Raw genomic sequence first — 22537 nt, forward strand, 5'->3', positions numbered from 1 at the left:
CGACGGAACGCGCCGCCTGGCGCCGATCAGCGCGCCGTGCGCGAACGGGCGGCTTCGGGCGTCATTCCGGTCCATTCACTGAATGCGCGGAAGAACGAATTCGGATCCTGGTAGCCGAGCAGGAAAGCGATCTGACTGTAGGGCAGATCCGAGCGATCGAGGTAATGCCACGCGAGCTTCTCGCGAACTTCCGCGAGCAGCGTTTTGAAGTTCGCGCCTTCGTCGCCGAGCCGCCGCTGCAGCGTCCGCTTGCTGATCGCGAGCGTTCGGGCGACGCCGTCCGTGGTGGCGAGCCCGCCCGGAATCAATTCGAGCAGCGCCGCGCGCACGCGCTCGACGATGCCGGCTTCGGCCGACAACGCGTCGAGGCGGCGGCGCAGGTCGGGCTCGAAAATCTGCCACATCGCATGGTTCGCGGTCACGAACGGACGACGCGCATCCTGCAGCGCCACGCTGACGGAAGGCGCATCGCCGTACTGTGGCGTCACGCCGAAAAAGCGCGCATAGCCGGGATGCGGGCGAACGTCGCGCGGCAGCGTGACGGCGCGCGCCGGCAACTCGGTGCGGGTCGCGAGCCGTGCCAGTTTCACGAAGAAGCCGAGTTCGGCCGCGACCAGCATGCCGGGCGGCGGCACCTCGCGTTCCAGGAAGTCGACGGCGAGGGTGAGCGCGTCGGCCTCGTGCGACACACGCAACCGGATCGGGCCGATCAGCGGCTTGAACTGGCCGATCCGCCGGATCGCGATCTCCAGGTTGGGGCTGCACAACGCGGCGAACAGCGGCGGATCGAAGGCTTCGACCGAGAGCAGATCGAGGATGCGCAGTGCGACGGCCGGCATGTTCGCCATGTCCTCCATCGCACGCCACATGCGGAAGTACTCGCGGGTCGTCAGCCCGTTCTCCGGCCGCGTGAACAGATCGGCGGGCAATTGCGCGTGCCGCAGCAGTTCGTCGGCGCGCAGGCCGAGGTCGACCATCACGACCTGCCAGCCCGGCGAAATCGCGAAGCGGTTCATCGCCGCAATTGCCCGGTTTCGACGAGTTGCTGAAAGAAATCGTTCATCGACTCGGCGAGCGGGCGATAGCGGATCCCCAGTTCGTTGCGGCTGCGGCTGTTGTCGGCGCGCCAGGGCAGCCCGATGTTGCGGGCGACCACGCGGCGCGTCACGCTCTTGTTCGCGAGCGGGCCGACCAGCCACACCAGCCATTTGGGCAGGATGCGCCGCGGAATCGGGTAGTCGGCGCCATACCGATCCAGCAGCGTGGCGGCCATCGCCGGCAGGCTCGTGTCGTGCGCCGACACGATGTAGCGGCCGTTGGCGTTCGGCAGGAACGCCGCACGCAGATGCGCGTCGGCCACGTCGCGGACATCCACGGCGCCCAGTCCGAGATCCGGCACGCCGGCCTTCATCGTGCCGTTGCCCATCTGCCGCACGATCTCGAAGCTTTCCGATGTCGCATACGGGTTGATGCCGGGCCCGATCACGAGCGACGGGTTGACGGTCACGAGATCCCAGCGTTGCTGCTGGCGGGCGATCTTCCACGCTTCGCGCTCGGCAACCGTCTTCGAATACGAATAGGGCTGATGGGTCAGCGACGAACTGGTGTTCCAGATCGCTTCGGTGAACACACCACCGGGTGTTGCGGCGAGATCGGCGTTGTCGCCGTAGATCGCGGCGCAACTGCTGGTCAGCACGACGCGCCGCACCGACGGCGTGCGGTTGGCCGTCTCGAGCACGTTGCGCGTGCCCAGCAGCGCCGGATCGACCAGCTCCTTCTGCGGATCGGTGACCGTGACGGTGAACGGCGACGCGGTATGGAACACGGTCCCGCAACCGGCCATCGCGTCGGCATATGACCCGGGTTCGAGCAGGTCGGCGCGGAAATAGCGGATCGTGCCGGGTTTGCCGGCCGCGATGCGCTGCAGATGCTCGAGCTTGTCGGGGCTGTCGGGGTCGCGCACGGCCGCATGGACCGTCAGGCCGGCCTCGAGCAGCCGCTGCACGAGCCAGCCCGCGACGTAGCCGGTTGCGCCCGTCACCATGACGGGCAGGTCGGTATCGATATTCATGGACGGGATTCCGTTGCAGAGATGATGCGCCATGATGCCGCCTTTTGCGCGCCACTTCACTCGCAAAGCGCGCCAATCGACATGCAGGGCGCGACAGCGTCGCGACGTACGCAGGCTCATGCGAGCGCCATTCACGCGATCGGATCGACGGCGTCATGCGCATCGGACCGTCTCTGCACGACGCGCTCGCGAGCGACGGCAGGAAATTCCGCGGCGCGCTGTTTCGCGCCAATGCTCGGCTTTCCTATCGAATGGATGACGACTGGAACGATACCGCGCGCTGGAACATCACGAAGCCCGGTGGTGCATCCGGGCGTCCGGACGGGCGGGAAGCGCTGGAGCCGCCGGACTGACGTGTGACGTGCGCGGCATCGCGTGCGACGAAGCGGCACGTCGCTCCCGGCGGTCGATTCGTCAGATGTGAAAGCGCGCGATTCGTCGTGCGGTAGCGTCCCGCTCCTGTCTTCATCCCCGTCATTTCCGGAAGCCGCGACCTGACCGATATCAACCGGCATCCCCACTTTTGGGGATGCCGGCGCCGCGCGGTACGCCTACGATGATCAACAAGGCACCGGGGACCGGATATCACCAGAACAATCGAGCAGGCCTGTCGTTCCGTGTCGATCGCCGTGAACGTCCGCACGGTCGATCGTCACAGCCGTCGCGTACGCTGACGTGCAACGTAGGCGGTGCGTCGTTGGCGCCGCGAACGACGGCGCGTTGATGACGGAAGGCCTGATGTCGTATTTCGGGGAATTTCAATCAATATGCTCGCACGAGACTATGTGGAACGAGAGCTCTCGCATATCCAGCGCATGGTGGCGCTGCTGGACAGCGAGACGGACGTCGACGACGTGTCGATGTCGGGCGCGGGACGCGTCAGGCATCCGAGTTACTGGCGCGGACGCATCGAGGAACTGCTGTCGACGCCCGACGTGCCGCGTCACGTCAGAAAGCTGAGCGAAGCGGTGCTCGCGAAGATCGACGAGATGGAAGCGCGATTCGCGACGATGAAGTAAGTGCATCGTCGGGAGCAGGCGCCGAACCGCGTGCCATCGCATCACGATCGGCCTCGAACGCCGCCACTTGCGACAACCTTTCGTTCCGCGCCAACCGCGCCAACCGCGCCAACCGCGCCACCCGCGCCACCCGCGCCACCCGCGCAGGCCGCCATCCGCCGTCTGCGTCAACGCCGATTCCACGGCCGCCGTGTCAAAAACGACCATTACGTCAGACGAGAAACGGTAACAAACGTGGTATTTCGATCAAACCCGCATCGGCAATTTGAACAATGAGGCCGATTGAGTAAGATGCCCGAACGACGTTCGACGAAAACGCACGGCGCGGGGTGGCCAGATGCAGATGAACGGGTTGATTCCATCGGCATGGATCGATGACATCTACGCCGCGGCACTGGGCGATCAACGATGGGAAGCGGTGCTGGACGGGCTGCGCTTGTCGGTCGGCGCACGCATGGCCACATTGCTGTCGTTCGACGATGCGGCGAGGCTGCCGGCGATCGAACAGGCGGCCGGCGACGATCCGTCGTGGGTCGCCGCGTGCCACCACAGCTACAACACCGAGTTCTACCTGTACGACCCGGTCGTGCCGGTTGCCGCCGACTGGCCGGCGGGGCGCTGGTTCGAGGACGTCAAGCACCTGTCGGTGCGCGAGCGCACACATGGCGTGTTCTACCGGGAATTCCTGCAGCCGTTCGGGCTCGGCAGCATCTCGGGCCTGTACATTGATCGCGGCGAAGGCGCCGGCGCGTTCCTCAGCGTACAGGGCGGCCCGGAAGCGCAAGGGCTGTCCGACGCGCAGCGCCGCACCATCGAAATCATGGGCGCCCACATCAGCCGCGCGCTGCGCATCCACGCACGCATCGGCGAGCTCGAAGCGCGCGTGGCCGCCGCGGAGTCGGCGCTCGATGCGGTGCCGGTGCCGGTATTCCTGCTCGGCGCGCAGCGCGAGCTGCGCTATATGAATCGCGCCGCCCAGCAGCTGATCGCCGCTGAACCGGTGCTGCGGATCGTGAACGGCCGGTTCGCGCCGGAAGGCTGCGTCGACGATGCGCAATGGCGGCACGCGTTCGCGCGCGGCGGGCTGTTGCTGCGGCGTACCACCGGCGAACCGCTGCCGCTCGCGCTGATTCCCGTTCCGGAACAGTCGCGCCTCGCGCGCGAACGGCCCGGCGTCGCGGCGCTGATGACGGCCGCCGACCTGCGTTCGCCGGCGGCGCGCGCGCAGCGCTTGCGGGTGTTCTACGGGCTGTCGTCGGCCGAAGCCGATCTCGCCGTGCTGCTGTGCTGCGACGGGCATTCGCCGCAGGAATGCGCGGCGCTGCGCGGCGTGTCGATCGGCACGGTCCGTGCGCAGATCAAGTCGATCTACACGAAGACGGACGTCGCGCGCGCCGCGCAACTGACGTCGCTCGTCATGCAGACCTGAACGATCGATGCACGCGCGCGCGGCGGCGTTTTGACCTATCCGCCGCCGATTCCCTGCAGTATCTTGCCGGTCCCGCCGCAGACGGTGCATGGCTGACCCTCCACCCGGCCGGTGCCGCGGCAGACGCGGCACGTGTCCTCGCCGATGCCCGGCGCGTCGGCCGGGCCTTCGTCGCCGGCGTTCGGCGAGGCAGCCGGGTCGGGGGTCGCTGATGGCTTCGTGGTCGACATCACAGGCTCCTTTCGCGTTGCGTGATGTCACGGCGAGCATCGCGCGTGCCCGCGAGGCGGCACGCGCGACGGCGACGGCAGGACCGCGCGTTACAGCGCCGGCGCCCACGTCGACCCGAACGGGTTCGACTGGTCGATGCCCGGGAAGTCGACGAACGCCTTGCTGCAGTCGAGCACGCTGGCCGGATCGATCGCGTGGACCGCGCTGCCGTTGACGACCACCCGGTTCGCGGTCGACGGGAACACCGGCAGGTTCACGTTGCGCAGCGTGAGGTTCGCGTCGGACGCGATCGTCGCGATACCGTCGGGCGTATCGGCCACCACGTCGGTCAGCGACATCACGAGCGGGAACGCCGGCTCGCCGTAGCCGCCGGTGTTCGCCTCGAAGCCCTGCAGCTTCACGCCGGCCGCGCCCTCGATCACGACGTTCGCGAGCGAGATGTCGTGGAAGTTCGGATACAGCGGGCCGCTCGCGGGCACGGCCTTGGTGCTGTAGTACGGCGTGAACAGCAGCGCGTTCTTCGCATCGCGGATGCAGATATTCGCGTAGTGGATGTTGCTCACTTCGCCGCCGCGCGCATAGTCGGACTTGATGCGCAGTCCTTCTTCCGAATCGCGGAACGCATTGTCGTACACCTGAACGTTGGTCACGCCGCCGTTGGTCTCGCTGCCGATCGAGATGCCGTGCCCCCAGTAGATGTGGTTGTGCGCGATCACGACGCCCCATTTGCGATCGGCGCGCACGTCGCGATTGCCGTCGATGCCGAACAGCCCCGAGCCGGCGGGCGCCGGATTGTTGCTGCCCTTGAGCGCGATATCGTCGTCGCCGGTGCTCACGTAGTTGTACGCGAACACGAAGTTCTTCAGGTAGCCGTCGAACGAGATCGCGGCGGCGGACGTCGTCGTGCTGCCGGTCGACAGCGCCACCGACGTCGGCTTCGACGCGGAGCCCGGGTCGAACGCGTCGGTGTTCTTCACGTTGTCCGCGTTGAACGTCTGCCCGTTGTACAGCGGGTTGCCGTTGCCGGCCGGGTTCGCGAACGCGGCGAGCGTCGGCGTCTGCACCTTCACGCTCCAGATCGTCAGCCCGTCGACGCCGCTCGGCACCACGTGGAAATTCGGGCTGTTGTTCAGCGTGATGCGGTACAGCGTGAGGTTCTTCGCGTAGTTGAACACCATCAGCCGGAAATTCGACTGCGAGCCGAAGCCGGTCGTGCCGTTCTGCACCATGTTGCCGAGATACGCGAGATCCCACCACGTCATGTTGCGCACCGTCGATTTCGAATCGACGACCGTGCCGCCGTCGTCGCATGCGGTGCCGTCGGGCGCCACGGTGCCGCTCTTGTACGCCGCGTAGGTGTTCGAGCAGGTCAGGTCGACCTTCATCAGCGGGTATTTCGCATCGGACGTCACGAGCTCCGCGTAGCCGCGCCCGTCGATCCGGCCGTCGCCGACCACGGCCGCGTTGACGAGGTTGGTGCCGGTGATCAGCGCGGCGCAGTTCGACGAGCTGCCGGCTTTCGTCGCGCTGACGGCCGTGTTGCCGCAGTACGGGCCGGCGGCGTTCGGCGAATACGCCTTCACGTCGCGCGACGCATACAGCGTGACGCCCTTGTCGATCCACAGCGTGACGCCGGACGGCAGCGTCAGCGGCCCGCTGATGAAGCCGTTGCCGGGCCCCGCGCGATTGACGACGAGCCGCACCGCGAACTTGCTCGCGCGGTACGTCGGCTTCGCGAGTTCCTCGCCGGACGCGCCGGCGAGGTTCGCGTTCGGCGCGGCGGCCGTCTTTTGCGCGGCGGTGGCCGCGGCGTCCGCCGCCGCGATCGTCGCGCCCACTTCGGCGTCGACCGCCGCGCCGCAGGCGTCGAGCGCGGCCTGGATGCGCGCCTGGTCGGGGTTGGCCGTCGCGGTCGACACGGCCTTGCCGACGCCGGCCGTCGACGGATCGGCCTCCGGCGGCAGCGAGCCGTCGGGGCGGCTCACGAGCGTATTGGCGGCTTCGAGCGTGCTGCACACCTGCGTGTCGGCGGGCAACGCCGGTTCGGGCGGCAGGTTCGGGTCGACGGTCGTCGTGCCGACCTGGAACACGCTGGTCGCGGGCGGTGCGGTCGACGCCGCGCCGCCGCCGGTACTCGCGTCGCCGCCGCCGCACGCGGTGAGCGCGGCGGCGGTGGCGAGCAGCGCGGCGAGCAGGCCGAGCGCACGCGGGCGTCGGCTGGGCGGGGAATTCGGCCGGGAATGTGGCCGGGCAACGGAAAGTGTCATGACGGAGATCTCCTGAAGAGGCATCGGCTGCGCGATGCCGGGTTGGTATCGGGTCGTTCGGGCGGCGCGGGTCGCCGCGACGCGAGCGCGGGCGGTGACGGGCAGCGGGCAACGCTGAAGCGGGCGGGGAGCGGCCGCCGGCGCGGGTCGTCGAGCCGGGCGCCACCGACGCGAATCGCGTCGTGCGGGATGCGGGCCGGCGCGCGCTCGTGGCGCCGCGGCGGCGTGACAACATCGTGGTCAGTCATCCTATAACGACGACAAGCGAAGCGAAACAAGGCTGCCGGATGTCGGGAAACCGCCACGTCGGTATCCCGTTTGCATGCCGACCCGTTTCCGGAAAACGTTTCGCGAAAAAGCGCGGAAACAGAGAATGCGATTCCTCGATTTCCGTCAAAAGCCCTTGATGGCAGCGGTTATAGGGGTATGCACCAAGTGAGTTAAACGGTTAACCGACGTACATTCGCTCGACACGTCATACGACGTATGACTCTGCGGTTCAAGGAAGCGTACCGGCGACGCAGGCGCCTGCCGACGGATCGCCGCACAACAACGATCGACCATCAAGGAGACTCACCATGAAGCACCGATTCACCGGCTCCCGTACCGCCCTGGCCGTCGCACTGATGGCCGGCTTCGCGATGTCCGCGCAGGCGCGCGTGTTCCGCTCGGCGGACGTGCACGGCGACACCTTCCCGACCAACATGGCCGTGAAGTTCATGGGCGAGGAACTGTCGAAGCAGACGGGCGGCAAGGATTCGATCAAGGTGTTCGGCAACAGCGCGCTCGGCTCCGAGAAGGACACGGTCGACCAGGTGCGGATCGGCGCGATCGACATGGCCCGCGTGAACGGCGCGTCGTTCAACGAGATCGTGCCGGAATCGCTGATTCCGTCGTTCCCGTTCCTGTTCCGCGACGTCGCGCACTTCCGCAAGGCGATGTACGGGCCGGCCGGCCAGAAGATCCTCGATGCGTTCACCGCGAAGGGGATGATCGCGCTGACGTTCTACGAGAGCGGCGCGCGCTCGATCTACGCGAAGCGCCCGGTGCGCTCGCCGGCCGACATGAAGGGGCTGAAGGTGCGCGTGCAACCGTCCGACCTGATGGTCGACGAGATCAAGGCGATGGGCGGCACGCCGACGCCGATGCCGTTCGCCGAGGTGTACACGGGCCTGAAGACGGGCCTCGTCGATGCGGCGGAAAACAACCTGCCGTCGTACGAGGAAACCAAGCATTACGAAGTCGCGCCCGATTACTCGGAGACGCAGCACGCGATGACGCCGGAAGTGCTGGTGTTCTCGAAGAAGATCTGGGACACGCTGTCGCCGCAGGAGCAGGCGGCGATCCGCAAGGCGGCGGCCGATTCGGTGCCGTACTACCAGAAGCTGTGGACCGCGCGCGAGGCGTCCGCGCAGCAGCTGGTGACGAAGGGCGGCGCGAAGATCCTGCCGGCCGCGCAGATCGATCGCGCGGCGTTCGTGAAGGCGATGCAGCCGCTGTGGACCAAGTATGAAAAGACGCCGCAGATGAAGCAGATCGTCGACGAGATCGAGGCCACCAAGTGACGCGTCGCACTTCCCTGAACAGCGCGGCGGCCGCGGGCGCGTCGGCCGCCGCCCCCGACGGCGCGGCGCCGGCGCGGCCGCACGCCGCGCCGCTGCTGCGCTGCGTGAACGACGTGCTGTTCCGCGTGCTGGCGGGAATCGCTTCAGCATGCCTCGCGGTACTCACGGTGCTGGTGTTCTATGCGGTCGTGATGCGCTACGTGTTCGAGAATGCGCCGGATTTCGTCGAGCCGATCGCGCTGTTGCTCGTGATCGTGATCGCGATGTTCGGCGCGGCGATGAAGGTGCGCGACGGCGGCCATATCGGCCTCGATTCGCTGGTGCGCCGGCTGTCGCCGAAGGCGCGCACGGTCGTCATCGCGATCCAGCACCTGAGCCTGATCGCGTTCGCGATCATGATCATGATCGGCTGCGGCAGCATGGCCGCCGAGACGATGGGCGACCGCATCCCGATCATCGGGCTGCCCGAAGGCGTGCGCTACCTGATCACGATGCCCGCGGCGGTTGCGATCATCTTCTTCTCGCTCGAGCACCTGCTCGCGCTTCGTCGTACTTCGTCGGGACAATAACGCCATGGAACTCGCGATCCTGTCCGTCAGTTTTCTGATCTTCCTCGTGCTCGGCGTGCCCGTGTCGTTCGCGCTCGGCATTGCGTGCGTGCTCACCTACCTGGTCGAAGGCCTGCCGATCGCGACCGCGATGCAGGCGATGATCTCGGGGATGAACGCGTTCTCGTTCCTCGCGGTGCCGTTCTTCATCTTTTCCGGCGAACTGATGCTGCACGGCGGCATCGCGGACCGGATCCTGCGCTTCGCGCAGGCGACCGTCGGCCACTTCCGCGGCGGCCTCGGGATGGCGAACGTCGTCGCATGCACGCTGTTCGGCGGCGTGTCGGGCTCGCCGACCGCCGATACGTCGGCGATGGGCGGCGTGGTGATTCCGCTGATGAAGCGCGAAGGCTACAGCGCCGCGTACGCGGTCAACGTGACCACGCACGCGTCGCTCGCCGGCGCGCTGATGCCGACGTCGACCAACATGATCATCTACGCGTTCGCCGCGCAGGGCATCACCGGGATGCTGCACGGCCAGCCGGTGAGCGGCGTGTCGATCGGCGACCTGCTGTTCTCGGGCCTCCTGCCGGTGTTGTGGGTGATGGGCTTCGTGCTCGCCGCCGCGTACTGGCAGGCCGTGCGTCACGGCTATCCGCGCCGCGAGGATGGCTCGTCCGCGCTGCCGCGGTTTCCCGGCTGGTATGCGGTGCTGCGCAGCTTCGTCGGCGCGGTGCCCGGGCTGATGGTGATCGCGATCATCCTCGTGTGCGTCGCGAAGGGCATCGCCACCGCGACCGAGGCGGCCGCGATCGCCGTCGTGTACTCGCTGGTGTTGACCGCGGTGGTCTACCGGACACTGACGGCCGAGAAGCTGCGCCGCGCGCTGTCGCATGCGGCGCGCACGACGGGCGTCGTGCTGCTGCTGATCGCGGTGTCCAACATGCTGCGCTTCCAGATGTCGTATCTGGAGATCCCGGATGCGATCGAGGGGCTGCTGAAGCAGTCGACCGCCGCGCCGTGGCTGATGCTGCTGTACATCAACATCATCCAGGTGTTCCTCGGCACGTTCGTCGACATGGCCGCGCACATCCTGATCACGACGCCGCTGTTCCTGCCGATCGCGATGGCGTGCGGCGTCGGCCCGGTGCAGTTCGGGATCATGCTGCTGCTGAACTGCTCGCTCGGCCTCGTGCATCCGCCGATCGGGTCGGTGCAGTTCGTCGGCTGCGCGATCGGCAACGTATCGATCGGCGAGACCACGAAAATGGCGTGGCCGTACTACCTTGCGATCTTCAGCGCGATCAACATCGTCACGTACATGCCGTTCTTCTCGACGTGGCTGCCGAGCCTGATCAGCGGGCACGCGGTGTTCTGATTGCGTTGCGCGTTGCGCGTTTCGCCCGTCGCGGCGCCGGACGACCGAGGTGGTCCGGCGCCGCGGTTGCATGCGCGGCGCGCTTGCCGCGCCGTCGCGAGCCGGCTGCTCAATCCTGCCGCCCATCCGGTTCGAGGTCGCGAGCGATCGATCCTTCGTCGCGCCAGTCCGCCAGTTCGCGCCACAGCGCCGGGCGCGCATGGTCGCGCGGCGGCAACGGGATCACGCAGGCGACGCCCCGCACGTTGACCACCACGCCCGAGTCGGGCAGCGTGGCCGGGATGCCCGAGGACGAAGGATCGGCGTCGGGTTCGGAAGGCGTGCCCGGGCCGGGCGGGTGTCGAAACATCATGCGAAATCTCCGTGGCGCCGTGAAGCGGCGCATCAGTAACGGACCCGCCCGACCAGCCCGAGCGGATCGATCGCATGCTGGACGGCGCCGGCGAGTTGCCGGTGCGCGGCCGGCACGTGCTTGCGGTAGTACGCGATATTGACCGGCCCGACGCCATGTTCCGCGCTGAAGCAGCCGCCCGCGCGCACGACGCGGTCGTACAGCGCGCCGCGCAACGCCACCTGCTGCAGCGGCCCGTAGCGTTCTGCTTCGGTATGCGGAATCGATACGACGAGATGGCAGCCGCCGTCGCCGAAATGCCCGAACGCATGGCAGCGCAGCGCCGGATGCGCGGCGGCGAGCCATTGCTCGGCGTCGGCGACGAATCCGGCCAGCGCGCCGCGCGGGAACGACACGTCGAACGACAGCGGCACGCCGTCCTGCGCGACCGCGACCGGCAATGCGTCGCGAATCCGCCAGAACCGTTCCGCCGGCGCACACGCCGCGTCGAGCACCCGCCGTTCGCTTGCGAGCGCGTCGAGCGTCGCGACCGTGCGTTCCTCGAGCAGCGCATCGAGCCCCGGCATGCCGGTCGCGATCTCGACGAGCGCGTAGCACGCGGCAGCGCTCGCGTCGAACGGCGCGCGCAACGCGGGAAACGCGGCGGCGACGCAACCGACCGCCGCCGCCGACATGAATTCGAACGCCGACAGCATCTCGCCGAACGCGCGTTCGAATGCGAGCAGGCCGGCGAGCGCCGCGTCGTACGACGCGAACGCGACGAACGCCGCGCACGACGACCGCTCGAGCGGCGCGAGCGCGAACGACACGGCCGTCACGAGCCCGTTCGCGCCATTCGCGCCGATGAAACACTGCGCGACGTCGAAGCCCGCGTTGCGCTTGCGCAGCGGCGCGAGCGCGTCGATCACGGTGCCGGCTTCATCCGCAAGCACCACTTCGATGCCGAGCACGTGACGGCGCACGTCGCCGTACTTGATCAGGCGGCTGCCGCCCGCGTTCGCGCCGACGAGGCCGCCGGCCGCCGGATCGCTGCCGAGATCGATCGGCACGCAGAGCCCGGCTTCGCCCGCCATGCGATTGATGTCGGACAGCCGCATGCCGGCGTCGACGGTGATGCTGCGATTCGAAGGATCGAACCCGCGAACGGCGCGCATCCGCTCGAACGACACCACGCATTGCGTGCCGCTGCGATCGGGCACGGCGGCGCCGACGAGCCCGGTGCGCGCACCTTGGGCGACGAGCGCGATCCGGTGCGCGACGGCGACGCGGACGAGCGCGCGCACGTCGGCGGTCGACGCCGGCCGCGCGACGCCGAGCGGCACGCCGCCGTATCGCGCGACGTCGGTCGCATACGGCTCGCAGGCCGCGCCGTCGAGCCAGCCGTCGCCGAGTGCCGCGGCGAGCGCGTGCCGCTGCGCGGCGTGGGCTGCGTGTGCGGGCAGCGCGTTCATCGTCAGCTTGCCCGCGCGAGCTGCTTGCGCAGCCGGCCGCGCACGACGACCAGCGCGATCAGCGGCACGACGCCGCCCCACAGCGGGCTGTGGCGCATCGTGATCGACACCGCGAGCGCGACGACGGTGACGGCGAGCAGCACGAGCGACAGCGAACGCGCGCGCGCATGGTCGACGAACGTGCCGTCGACGAAGCCGCCGTCCGACCACGCGGTATGCACGATGCCGACCACCAGCACGCAGACGAGCATCGCGGCCGGCCCGAGCTCCTCGCCCCACAGACGGCTACCTGTCGGCGAGACGAGCGCGAGCACCGCACCGATCACGAGGAACAGGTCGACGCCGAGCGCGATGCTGTTGCGTTCCGCGCGGCGCATCAGCCACGCGCCGTGCACGAGCGCGAGCACGCCGCCGATCAGGAACGCGTGGGTCCAGCGCAGGTCCGGCTGCTCGGGGCCGAGCCGGCCGTAGAACAGGAACACGATCGCCGGCAGGAAGTTGCTCGCGTGCAGCAGGTAGCCGGTTATGGGATGGTTCGATTTCATCGATGATTCTCCTTCGTCGAAACAGCGGGGCGACGCGTCAAGCGTCGTGCCAGCGGAACAGCCGCACGGCGGCGAACAGGAACAGCGCGGTGCACGCGGTCATGCCGAGCAGTTGCGGCGCGAGCTGCGCGTACGGCGCGCCGTCGACCAGCGCGCCGCGCAGCGCGACTGCGAACTGGTTGGTCGGCAGGAACGCGAGCCCGGCCTTCAGCCACGCGGGCGCGTCGTGCATCGGGATCGTCAGGTCGCTGAAGAACAGCAGCGGGTAGTAGGTGACGTTGCATGCGAGTTCGGCCGCGGCGAGCGAGCGGGCGCGGCTCGCCAGCAGCACGCCGATGCTCAGCACCATCGCCGCGCCGAGCAGCACGATCGGCAACGCGCGCAGCCCGTCTGGCGTCGCGATCGGCAGCGCGATGCCGAACGCGACGCGCGCGACCGTCAGCAGCACGAGCGCCGACAGCGCCATCATCGCCATCCGCGCGACGATCAGCGCGGCGAGGAACACGCCGCGCGACACCGGAAAGCACACGTACAGCTTGAACGTATTGCGCTCGCGCAGCGCGGCGATCGCGGTGGTCGTCGAATTGAGGCCGATCGCCATGAACGCCATCACGAGGATGCCGGTCGCGAAGAACGCGCCGTAGTCGAACGGCCGGCGCGTCGGCGCGGCATTCTCGAAGCGCGCCTGTGCGGCCGGCAGCCCGAGCCGCTGCGCGGCGCAGCGCGCAAGCGCGATCTCGACGACCCGCGATGCGGCCTTCACCGCGAGCGGGCCGTTGAAGTCGTAGCGGATCGTCGCCGGCGTGCGCTCGTCGGCGCCGAGCACGACGGTCACGCGATCGGCCGGCGCGCCGCGGCCGCCGAAGGTCGCCTTCACCGTGTCGCTGTGCGACAGGCTGGCGACGATCTGCGCTTCGCATGCGCGGCTGTACGGCGTTGCGCCGCCGGGCACGTCGAACGCGATGTCGGCCGTGCCGAGCGAGCCCGAGCCGCCGAACGCGAACAGCATCACGCTCAGCAGAAACACCGGGAACACGAGCGTCCAGAATAGCGACGAGCGGCTGCGCAGATAGCCGAGCAACTCGTTGCGCACGAGGATCAGGAACACCTTAGTCATGGGTCGGGCCCTCGGTGCACAGGCGCAGCAGGTCGCCCGGCGTGCTCGGCGCGAGCGCCAGATGCTGGATGCCGCGTTCGCCGACGATCCGGTGCACGTTCGGATGCAGCGTGGCGTCGCCGAACGCCTCGACCACGTGCGCGGCCGACACGCGCACGCCGGTCACGCCGGGCAGCGCCGCGAGCCGCTTGCGCAGCGCGCGCGCATCGGCTTCGTCGCGGCAATGCAGCACCGCGCGCGCGTCGCCGACGAGCTCGGCGCGCAGCGTGTCCCGGTCGCCCTGGTAGCGCACGCCGCCGTCGCGCACCCAGACGAGATCGTCGACCACGCTCAGTTCTTCCTCGGAATGGCAGATCATCGCGACGCTCGTGTCGCTTGCGCGGTGGCGCAGCAGATCGATCACGACGCCCGCATAGCGGCGGTCGAGGCCCGTGAACGGCTCGTCGAGCACGGCCAGCTCGGGCCGGTGCGCGAGCGCGACGTACAGGTCGACGCGCTGGCGCTGCCCCTTCGACAGCGCGCGGCACGGCTTGTCGAGCAGTTCGGCGATGCCGAGCGCGTCGGCGATCGCCGCATCGGTGTGCGCGTACATCGCGCGGTGCAGCGCGACGATCTCGGATACACGCAGATGATCGGGATACTCGACCTTCTGCAATTGCGCGCCGAGCCGCTGTAACGACCGCGAATCGCGCATGAAGCGTTCGGCCGGCACGTCGAGCACGCGCACGTCGCTGCCGCCGCGCCGGAAGCCGAGCAGCGTTTCGAGCAGCGTGGTCTTGCCGGAACCGTTCGGCCCGACGATCGCGGTGATCGCGCCGAGCCGGAAGCGCACGTGGCGCGCGGACAAGCGGAAATCGCCGGCCGCGACGTCGATCGCGCGCGCGCCGAGCGCCGCGCCCGGCGCATGCGCGTCGGGCCGCGGCGGCGTGCCCGCGCGCTGCGGTCGATCGAACGCGGGGGACGGGCCGAACATCGCGCGCACGGACGCAAGAAACGAAACGCTCATCGTCGGCATCCTCAGTCGAACAGCATGACCTGCGTGTCGCGCGCGCCCCGGTACGGGTTGCGGCCGTGCGCGACCAGCATGTTGTCGACGACGAGCACGTCGCCGGCCTGCCACGGGAACGCGAATTCCTCGTCGTCGAGCGCGTCGTAGATCGCCACCAGATCGTCGAACGGCATCGGCGCGCCGTCGCCGTAGCGGATCTCGTACGGGAACGCGGCGCGCGCGCCGTACATGCGCTGCAGGTAGCGATAGCTGAGCTCGCCCATCGAGCGCGGGTTCGGGTGCTGCGCGCTCGCCTGGTTGAACCACACCGTCTCGCCGGTACGCGGATGCGTGCGCAGCGCGCTGCCGACGTGCGACACGGTCACGCTGCCGTCGTCGAGCCAGCGGCAGCCGACGCCGCGTTCCGCGCACAGCCGCTCGACTTCGTCGCGCTCGGTCGTCCCGAATGCGTCGTCCCACGGCCGGTGGTACGCGGCGAACGGCAGGTTCGGGTTCGCGGCGAGACTGTCCACGCGGTCGCCCGGCGCCGCGAAATTGCGCAGGTACATCACGCCGCGTTCGGCGAATCGTTCGCGCAGCGCGGCCGGCACGCGCGCGGTCACGCGCCGCATGTCGCAGATCGGCGTCTCGCCGCCGGCTTCCGCCGGCAGCCGGCAGTAGAACGCGACGAGGCGCGGAAACGCGGGCATGTAGGCCATTTCCTGATGCAGCCCGATCCTGAACGGCGGCGGCATGCGGGTCGACTCGTAGACCTGGCCGTCGATCTGCCGGCGCGGCGCGGCGCCGGCCGTGTAGCCGTTCGCGTGCGGCGGATACAGCGCGCCGAGGCGGCCGAACGCGGCGGTGTCGGGCACCGCGAAGCCGCGCCACAGCAGCGCGCCGCATGCGTCGAGCAGCGTGTCGATCGTGTCGAGCCGCGAGCGGTACCAGGCGACGAACATCTCCGGCGACGTCGCGAGTTCGGCGCTGCGCGGCGTCACGCACAGCGGCAGCGTCGCGCCGGGCGCGACCGCCGCGCAGTGCACGTCGTCGGCGCCGAGGCGCGCGGCGGCATGCGCGGCGAGGAAGGCAAGATCGGTCATCGCTCAGGCCAGCGCCGGTTTCTTCAGCAGGATTTCGAAGCCGAGCGCGCCGAGCCCCATGCTCGGGCTGTAGATCGACGCAACTTCGGCCAGACCGGCCTCGGCGACGAGCGCATGTGCTTCGTCGAGCGTGATCTTTTCCTCGACGTGGGTCGGCGGATAGTCGGCGGCCGCGCGCATCGCGGTGAAGCGGTCGAGCAGGTGCTGCGGCGCGTCGCGGCGCATGTCGTGCACGAGCGCGATGCCGCCCGGCGCCAGCACGCGGTACATCTCGGTCAGGCTGAGCGCCTTGTCGGGCAGGTGATGCAGCGTCGCGCGGCCGACCGCCATCGTCAGCGTGCCGTCGTCGAACGGCAGCGCGAGCGCGTCGCCGACGCGCATCTCGATCGTGTCGTCGAGCCCGAGTTCGTGGATGCGCGGGCGGCCTTCGTCGAGCATCGCCGGATCGAGGTCGATGCCGACGTAGCGCCAGCCGCGCATCGCCGGATCGGTCGCGAGCCGCACCGGCACGACGCCGGTGGCCGTGCCGATGTCGGCGATCGTGCCGGCCGTCATCCCGCGCGCCAGCTGGCGGATGCGGCTGATGAACAGCAGGTCCCACGGTTCGAGCGTTTCGGTGGCGAAGCGATCGTAGTCGTTCGCCGGGCGCAGGTTCTTGAGCAGCATGACGTTCCTTGTGCGAAAAGGGTGAGGGTTCACAGCCAGCCGACCGGCACGGCGGCCAGGAGCCGCCGCGCGGTCGCGCTGTTGACGCCGAACGCCGGGCGGCGGCGCCGTTCCACCGCATGCGCGGCCATCGCCGCGATGCGCGCGCCGAGTCCGACGCCGACGCCCCACGACGGCGCGGCGACGCCGAGTTCGAGCAGCGTCGCGGCGGTCAGGAAATCGATGTTCGGCCGCAGCGCGCGGCGCGCATCGGCCTGTGCGCAGCACGCGTCGAATAGCGTCACGTAGCCGCCGTCGAAGCCGCATGCGGCGAACCGGCCGCGCATGTGCGGCGGACGCGGATCGGCGACGAACAGCGGATGGCCGAAGCCGTACAGCGTGCGTTTCGCGTCGAGCGCCGTATCGATCGCCGCGCGGCCGGCCGCGTCGAGCGCGGTGGCCGGCGCGCCGGCGCCGCCCGGTATGGATCGCGCGAGTGCCGTGAGCCACTGCATCGCTTCGAGCGCCGCCCCGACGTGCGACGGCCCGCTCGCGAGGAAGCCGGACGCGATCGCCTGCGTCAGCGTGACGCCGGTGCCGATCGCGACGCGCGGCGCGAGCACGGTCGGCGTGATGTAGCCGAAGCCGGCGTGCCACGCGACGAGCAGCATGTCCATCGCCGCTTGTGCCGGCGAGTCGTGGCGTGTCGCGCCGGTCAGCACGAGCATGCGTTGCGCGTGCGTCCGCGCTGCATCGAGCGCGGTGCCGCCGCGGGCGTGCGGGCCGGCGGCGAACGGCCGCCCCTCGATCGCCGCGTGCAGCAGGAACGGCGCGGCGGCCGCGCACAGCAGCATCGTGTCGAGATCGGCATCGTCCGGCGCCGGGCCGCGCACGCGTTCGATCACGTCGTCGAGGCCGCGCAGCAGGCCGGACGCGGCCGCGAACACCGGCGCGACGCCGGCCGCGCCGAGCTCGGCTGCGATCGACTGCGCGACCGAGCCCGGCGTGAGCGCGTCGGCGAACGCCGCGAGCCGCGCACCGATCGTCGCCTCGTGCGCGCGATGGTCGGTGCTGCCGGGCGCGACGTCGAACCACAGATGTGCGAGCGCGCCTTCGAACGTCGTCGCGCCGATCAGCGCGTTCAGGTCGAGATCGCGCACGCGCAGCGCTTCGGGGTCGAGCGTCGCGCCGTCGATGTCGGTGCCGCGATGGCGCGTCGTCGGCCGGCCGAGCAGGTTGCGCGGCGCATCGCCGGTCTTCGCGGCGAGGACGCTGGAGTCAGGTGTCGTATCCATGTCATTCCACCGCGGCGAGTTCGTCGCTGCTGACGCTGATCGCCGCGTGCGCCATCGCGGCGATCACGGCCGCGTGCTGGTCGACGACGGGCAGCACGTTCGCGAAGTAGTAGCGCGCGCTTTTCAGCTTGCCGCGATAGAACGCGAGTTCGGCCGGTGCATCGGCCGTCTCCGGCGCATCGAGCCGGCGCGCGGCGATCGTCGCCGATTCGAGCAGCACCCACGCCGACGTGACCACGCCGAACATCTCCAGGAAGCGCGTGTAGAACTGGCTGCTGCGATGCGTGTGGCCGTCCTGCACGTCGCGCGCGATGTCGTCGAGCGCGGTGGCGATGCGGTCGGCGCCCGCGCGCAGCGCATCGAACAGCGGCCGCAATTCCGCATGCGTGGCGGTGTGATGCTGCTGCGCGAGGAACGCGTCGAGTTCGTCGCGGTAGTACTGGATCAGCCGCGAATGACGGCCGAAGCCGAGCTTGTCGCGCACGAGATCCTGCGCCTGGATGTAGTTCGTGCCTTCCCAGATCGACAGGATTTTCACGTCGCGCGCGTTCTGCTCGACGGGGCTCGCATCGGTATAGCCGAGCCCGCCGTGCACCTGGATCGCCGTTTCGCAGATGCGCCACGCCTGGTCGGAGATGAACGCCTTGCAGATCGGCGTCAGCAGCAGTTGCAGCTTGCGATGGCGTTCGATCTCCGCCGGGTCGGCGTCGGGCGTCGCTTCGAGCATCGCCGCGCGCGTCGCGGTCGCCGCGAGCTTGCCGAGCAGGCCGCGGCAGCCGTCGACGCGGCTTTTCATGTCGACCAGCATGCGCTGCACGTCCGCGTGCTCGACGATCGCGACGCGCGCGGCATTGGTGTTCGACGCGCGCTCGATCGGCCGGCCCTGCAGCCGGCGGCCCGCATACTCGACCGCGTGCAGGTACGCGCTCGACGCGACGCCGACGCCGAACATCCCGGTGCTCATCCGCGCCTGGTTCATCAGCGGCATCAGCTGCAGCAGGCCGACGTTGCGCCGGCCGCCGAGCAGCCAGCCTTTCGTCGTGCCGTTCGCGCCGAATACCAGATGCGTGTTCGCGCAGCCCTTCAGCCCCATCTTGCGCGGCAGGCCGATGCAGTCGACATGGTTCGGCTGCAGCTCGCCGGTTTCGTCGTCGGGCCAGAAGCGCGGCACGACGAGGCACGACAGCGAGAACGAATCCGGCGACGCGGTATCGATGCGCCCGAGCACGAAATACAGCGTGTTTTCCGTCAGTTCGTGCATGCCGGCCGAGATGTAGACCTTCTCGCCGTCGATCGCGTAGATATCGCGTTCGAGCGGCGTCGCGCGCAGCGCCACGGCGGTGAGGTCGGTGCCGGCCTGCGGTTCGGTCGCGCAGAAGCACGCGTCCCAGCGATACGCTTCGAGCGGTGCGATCAGCGCCTTCTGGTGCGGCGTGCCGTGCATCTGCAGCAGCTTGATCGCGGGGCGCGTGAAGCCGCCGTAGGTCATGAACGACGGATTCGCGCCCATGAACATCTCGTAGATCATCTGCGTGACGATCGGCGGCAGCCCGTGCGCGGTGCCGAACAGCGTGTTCGACCATTCGTCACGAAAGCGCGCCCACAGCGCGTGGAAATGCGACGGAATCCGGACCTGGCCGTCGTCGAGCAGCGTGCAGCCCTCGACGTCGGCCTGCTGATAGCTGCGGCCGAGGTCGAGCGCGAAGTCGCGCGCGCGTTCGAGCAGCGCGTCGATCGATGCACGATCGTGCGTGCCGTACAGGCCGTGCTCCGCCAGGAACCGCTTGTCGGCCTCGAACAGTTCCCACAGAAAGAAGCGCAGCTCGCGCAGGCTCACCTTGTATGCGCTCATCATGCGTCTCCTTCGATGTCGAGCGCGGCGTCGAGGCCGCCGGCCAGGTCGACGACGGCGGCGGCGGCCCCGCCATGCAGCGCCGCGTCCCACACGAGCACCGTGCGGCGCTCGCCTTCGTCGAGCGCGCCCGCGAGCCGGATCAGCGCGGCGGCCGATTCGGCCGACGACAGATGGCCCGAGCCGTCGTGCTGGATACGTGCGCCGACCGGAATCGACGCGGCGTCGGCCACACGCGCCGCGAAGCCGGGATCGAAGCCGGGCGGCACGCACCAGTCGATCTGGTTCGCGCGCAGGTTCGCCTGCTCGAGCGCGCGGCGGATCGCGCGGGCCGCGACCGGCGCGAGCGTGTCGCGCAGCACGGCCGGCGCATCGGCCCACGGGTCTGTGACCGACGGCCCGAATTCGAGCGCGACGGCGCGCACGCCGCCCCACGCAGCCGGCTCCGGCGCGGGGCCCGCGCGCGATACGAGCAATGCGGCGGCCGCGTCGCCGTAGCCGACCAGGTCGCCGAACTGGCGGAAGAACGGGTAGAGCCACTTGTCGCTGAGGATCACGAGCGCCTGGTCGCCCTCGTCGAGCAGCAACCCGTCGAGCAGCATCAGCGCCGAATACCAGCCGAGCGTGCCGTTCTGGCCGAGCGCGAACGGCGTCACGCGCTGCAGCCCGAGTTCGTACTGCATGCGGCCGACGACCGAGTCGCCGATCCCTTCGTTGAGCGCGCAACTCGCGACGATCACGTGCGTGGTGCGCGCCAGCGCGCCGGAGCCGAGCTGGTCGCGCAGGTCGAGCGCCGCGTCGGCGGCGAGGTCGGCGAGGCTGCGCCCGGGCGGCGCGACGCGCAGCGCGGGCCGGCCGCCGGGCGCGAGGCGCGTGCCTTCGTCGGGCGTCAGCGCGCCCATGCCGCGCGGCCGCGCAAAGCGCGCCTGCGGCAGCAGCAGGTGCCGGTAGCCGGGGTGGCGCTCTTGCGCCTGGATCGCGCTGAACACGACGGCGGGCGGCAGCACCACGACGCCGCCGGACAACGCGAGCGTACCGGGCGCGGCGACGCGCGGCGCGCCGATACAGGTTTCATCGAGCGTCGACAGGGTCATGCGGCGGTCTCCTCGAGGTTCGGGCGCGCGAACGCGTCGCGATACTGCGCTTTCAGCGCCGGTCGGTCGATCTTGCCGTTCGGGTTGCGCGGCAACGCCGGCAGCGGCTCGACGACGAGCGGGTTCATGTAGGTGGGCAACGCGTCGCGGCACGCGCGGGCGATGTCGGCGCGGCACGCGTCGGCGTCGAGCGTCGATACGACGCATGCGGCGATCGCTTCTCCGAGTGCGGGATGCGGGACGCTGAACACCGCGGCCTCGCGGATGTGCGGCAGCGCGAACAGCACGTCCTCGACCTCGGTCGGACTCACGCGATAGCCGGATGTCTTGATCATGTCGTCGCCGCGTGCGACGAAGTACAGGTAGCCGTCCGCGTCGCGTCGCACGATGTCGCCCGACCACACGGCGACGTCCGGGCGCGGAATCTCGCCGTGCCGGCGCGGCAGCGGGCGGAAACGCTGCGCGGTCAGCTCGGGCCGGTTCCAGTAGCCGAGCGTGACGAACGCGCCACGATGCACGAGTTCGCCGGGTTCGTCGGCCGCGCATTCGCTGCCGTCCGCGCGCAGCACGAGGATCTCCGCGTTCGGCACGGCCTTGCCAATCGACGTCGGGCGCAGCGCCGCGTCGGCCGGCGCCAGGTAGGTCGAGCGGAATGCCTCGGTCAGCCCGTACATCAGGTACGGCGAAGCCTGCCTGAACAGCGCCTGCAGGCGGTGCAGCAGCGGCGTCGCGAGATGGCCGCCGGTGTTCGCGAAGCGGCGGACCCGCGTGCGCGCGGTGTCGCTCCAGCCGGCCGACGCGAGCTGCATCCACAGCGGCGGCACGCCGGTGATCGACGTGACGCCGAACGCGTCGCAATGGCGCGGCACTTCGGCCGGCTGCAGGAAGTCGAGCGGCGTGTAGCACGCGCCGGACGCCAGCGCGGTCGTGAGCTGGCTCAGGCCCGCATCGAAGCTGAGCGGCAGCACGCCGAGCACGACGTCGTCGGCGGCGAGCCGCTGGTACGCGGCGACGCTGAATGCGCCCGACACCAGGTTGCGGTGCGATACGACGACGCCCTTCGGCTTGCCGGTGGAGCCGGACGTGTAGAGCAGCGCGGCCGGATCGTCGTCGACCGGCCGGCCGGCGGGGGCCGCTGCCGACGCCGGCGTGTCGGTGGCCGGCGAATCGATCGCATCGGCCAGCTCCTCGATCAGCAGCGTGCGCGCGCCGACGAGCGCGGCGAGCGCCGGCAGGCGCTTGAGCCGTTGCGCGCCGGTCACGAACAGCGCGGCGCCGCTGTCGGCGACGATGTGTTCGATCTGCGCTTCCTTCAACTGCGGATTGACCGGTACGAAGATCGCGCCGAGTGCGTTGGCCGCGAGCATCGCGACCACGGTTTCGACGCGCTTCGGCGCGTAGATCGCGACGCGTTCGCCGGGCTGCACGCCGCGCGCCGCGAGCACGGCGGCGGCGCGCCGGACCGCGCGGGCGAGCTGGTCGTAAGTCAGGGTGCCGCCGCCGTCGGCATACGCCGGATGATGCGGCCAGCGCTCGGCGCCGTGTTCGAGCAGGTCGGCGATGCTGATCAATGCGTTCATGATCGGC

Annotated in this window: 21 protein-coding genes; 6 read left to right on the forward strand and 15 right to left on the reverse strand. The window is 69.6% G+C overall.

What is annotated here, in order from left to right; all coding sequences use genetic code 11:
* Window positions 1–26: 26 nt before the first annotated feature.
* Together H0X91_RS01105 and H0X91_RS01110 are read right to left on the reverse strand one after the other, a co-directional pair.
* Window positions 27–1016: an AraC family transcriptional regulator gene (locus H0X91_RS01105; RefSeq protein ID WP_058903851.1), complete on the reverse strand. Its 990-nt coding sequence runs from the start codon at window positions 1014–1016 to the stop codon at window positions 27–29.
* Complete coding sequence (locus H0X91_RS01110) at window positions 1013–2071, reverse strand: NAD-dependent epimerase/dehydratase family protein (RefSeq protein ID WP_171983982.1); 1059 nt, start codon at window positions 2069–2071, stop codon at window positions 1013–1015. The genes H0X91_RS01105 and H0X91_RS01110 overlap by 4 nt, the downstream gene beginning before the upstream one ends.
* Before the next feature lie 155 nt (window positions 2072–2226).
* Between H0X91_RS01110 and H0X91_RS34905 the strand changes: the two genes are divergently transcribed.
* The 3 genes from H0X91_RS34905 to H0X91_RS01125 all read left to right on the forward strand — a co-directional run bounded on the left by H0X91_RS34905 (window position 2227) and on the right by H0X91_RS01125 (window position 4519).
* Complete coding sequence (locus tag H0X91_RS34905) at window positions 2227–2424, forward strand: hypothetical protein (protein WP_230877863.1); 198 nt, start codon at window positions 2227–2229, stop codon at window positions 2422–2424.
* Between the two features lie 414 nt (window positions 2425–2838).
* The gene (locus tag H0X91_RS01120) at window positions 2839–3090 is read left to right on the forward strand and encodes a hypothetical protein (protein ID WP_006483379.1); all 252 of its coding nucleotides are present in this window, start codon (window positions 2839–2841) and stop codon (window positions 3088–3090) included.
* A 343-nt stretch (window positions 3091–3433) separates the two neighbouring features.
* Entirely contained in the window at window positions 3434–4519 is a 1086-nt protein-coding gene (locus H0X91_RS01125) for a helix-turn-helix transcriptional regulator (RefSeq protein WP_230877864.1), read from the forward strand.
* A 35-nt stretch (window positions 4520–4554) separates the two neighbouring features.
* Here the strand turns inward: H0X91_RS01125 and H0X91_RS01130 are convergent, their stop codons facing one another.
* Together H0X91_RS01130 and H0X91_RS01135 are read right to left on the reverse strand one after the other, a co-directional pair.
* Window positions 4555–4749, reverse strand: a complete 195-nt coding sequence (locus tag H0X91_RS01130) for a hypothetical protein (RefSeq protein ID WP_006483370.1) — start codon at window positions 4747–4749, stop codon at window positions 4555–4557.
* 90 nt (window positions 4750–4839) lie between these two features.
* Entirely contained in the window at window positions 4840–7017 is a 2178-nt protein-coding gene (locus H0X91_RS01135) for a glycoside hydrolase family 28 protein (RefSeq protein WP_196432728.1), read from the reverse strand.
* Window positions 7018–7595: 578 nt separating this feature from the next.
* Here H0X91_RS01135 and H0X91_RS01140 point away from each other — a divergent pair.
* Genes H0X91_RS01140 through H0X91_RS01150 form a run of 3 tightly spaced genes read left to right on the forward strand, consistent with a single transcriptional unit; the run spans window position 7596 to window position 10508 of the window.
* On the forward strand, window positions 7596–8582 hold the full coding sequence (locus H0X91_RS01140) for a TRAP transporter substrate-binding protein (RefSeq protein ID WP_006481984.1): 987 nt from the start codon (window positions 7596–7598) through the stop codon (window positions 8580–8582).
* Window positions 8579–9151: a TRAP transporter small permease gene (locus H0X91_RS01145; RefSeq protein WP_012493692.1), complete on the forward strand. Its 573-nt coding sequence runs from the start codon at window positions 8579–8581 to the stop codon at window positions 9149–9151. The genes H0X91_RS01140 and H0X91_RS01145 overlap by 4 nt, the downstream gene beginning before the upstream one ends.
* A gap of 4 nt (window positions 9152–9155) precedes the next feature.
* A complete protein-coding gene (locus tag H0X91_RS01150; RefSeq protein WP_006482542.1) occupies window positions 9156–10508 on the forward strand; it encodes a TRAP transporter large permease in 1353 nt (450 codons plus the stop codon).
* Window positions 10509–10617: 109 nt separating this feature from the next.
* On the opposite strand, the gene H0X91_RS01155 is transcribed toward H0X91_RS01150, so the two are convergent.
* The 11 genes from H0X91_RS01155 to H0X91_RS01205 are packed head-to-tail and all read right to left on the reverse strand — an operon-like array spanning window position 10618 to window position 22530.
* A complete protein-coding gene (locus tag H0X91_RS01155; protein ID WP_058903854.1) occupies window positions 10618–10860 on the reverse strand; it encodes a hypothetical protein in 243 nt (80 codons plus the stop codon).
* A gap of 32 nt (window positions 10861–10892) precedes the next feature.
* Window positions 10893–12311: an FAD-binding oxidoreductase gene (locus H0X91_RS01160; protein ID WP_077056948.1), complete on the reverse strand. Its 1419-nt coding sequence runs from the start codon at window positions 12309–12311 to the stop codon at window positions 10893–10895.
* Window positions 12312–12313: 2 nt separating this feature from the next.
* Window positions 12314–12856: a hypothetical protein gene (locus H0X91_RS01165; RefSeq protein WP_006491295.1), complete on the reverse strand. Its 543-nt coding sequence runs from the start codon at window positions 12854–12856 to the stop codon at window positions 12314–12316.
* Window positions 12857–12893: 37 nt separating this feature from the next.
* Window positions 12894–13973, reverse strand: a complete 1080-nt coding sequence (locus H0X91_RS01170) for an ABC transporter permease (protein WP_006497999.1) — start codon at window positions 13971–13973, stop codon at window positions 12894–12896.
* On the reverse strand, window positions 13966–14979 hold the full coding sequence (locus tag H0X91_RS01175; protein ID WP_196432729.1) for an ATP-binding cassette domain-containing protein: 1014 nt from the start codon (window positions 14977–14979) through the stop codon (window positions 13966–13968). The genes H0X91_RS01170 and H0X91_RS01175 overlap by 8 nt, the downstream gene beginning before the upstream one ends.
* An 11-nt stretch (window positions 14980–14990) precedes the next feature.
* On the reverse strand, window positions 14991–16064 hold the full coding sequence (locus tag H0X91_RS01180) for a TauD/TfdA family dioxygenase (RefSeq protein ID WP_034203955.1): 1074 nt from the start codon (window positions 16062–16064) through the stop codon (window positions 14991–14993).
* A 3-nt stretch (window positions 16065–16067) separates the two neighbouring features.
* Window positions 16068–16730: a class I SAM-dependent methyltransferase gene (locus H0X91_RS01185; RefSeq protein ID WP_006490905.1), complete on the reverse strand. Its 663-nt coding sequence runs from the start codon at window positions 16728–16730 to the stop codon at window positions 16068–16070.
* A 29-nt stretch (window positions 16731–16759) separates the two neighbouring features.
* Window positions 16760–18004 (reverse strand): citrate/2-methylcitrate synthase, encoded by a 1245-nt coding sequence (locus H0X91_RS01190; RefSeq protein ID WP_196432730.1) that lies wholly within the window; start codon window positions 18002–18004, stop codon window positions 16760–16762.
* 1 nt (window position 18005) lies between these two features.
* On the reverse strand, window positions 18006–19856 hold the full coding sequence (locus H0X91_RS01195; RefSeq protein WP_185643688.1) for an acyl-CoA dehydrogenase: 1851 nt from the start codon (window positions 19854–19856) through the stop codon (window positions 18006–18008).
* Complete coding sequence (locus H0X91_RS01200) at window positions 19856–20950, reverse strand: hypothetical protein (RefSeq protein ID WP_196432731.1); 1095 nt, start codon at window positions 20948–20950, stop codon at window positions 19856–19858. The genes H0X91_RS01195 and H0X91_RS01200 overlap by 1 nt, the downstream gene beginning before the upstream one ends.
* Window positions 20947–22530: an acyl-CoA ligase (AMP-forming), exosortase A system-associated gene (locus H0X91_RS01205; protein WP_196432732.1), complete on the reverse strand. Its 1584-nt coding sequence runs from the start codon at window positions 22528–22530 to the stop codon at window positions 20947–20949. The genes H0X91_RS01200 and H0X91_RS01205 overlap by 4 nt, the downstream gene beginning before the upstream one ends.
* Window positions 22531–22537: the final 7 nt, after the last annotated feature.

Source organism: Burkholderia sp. 9777_1386, assembly GCF_015712265.1.
GTDB lineage: Bacteria > Pseudomonadota > Gammaproteobacteria > Burkholderiales > Burkholderiaceae > Burkholderia > Burkholderia cenocepacia.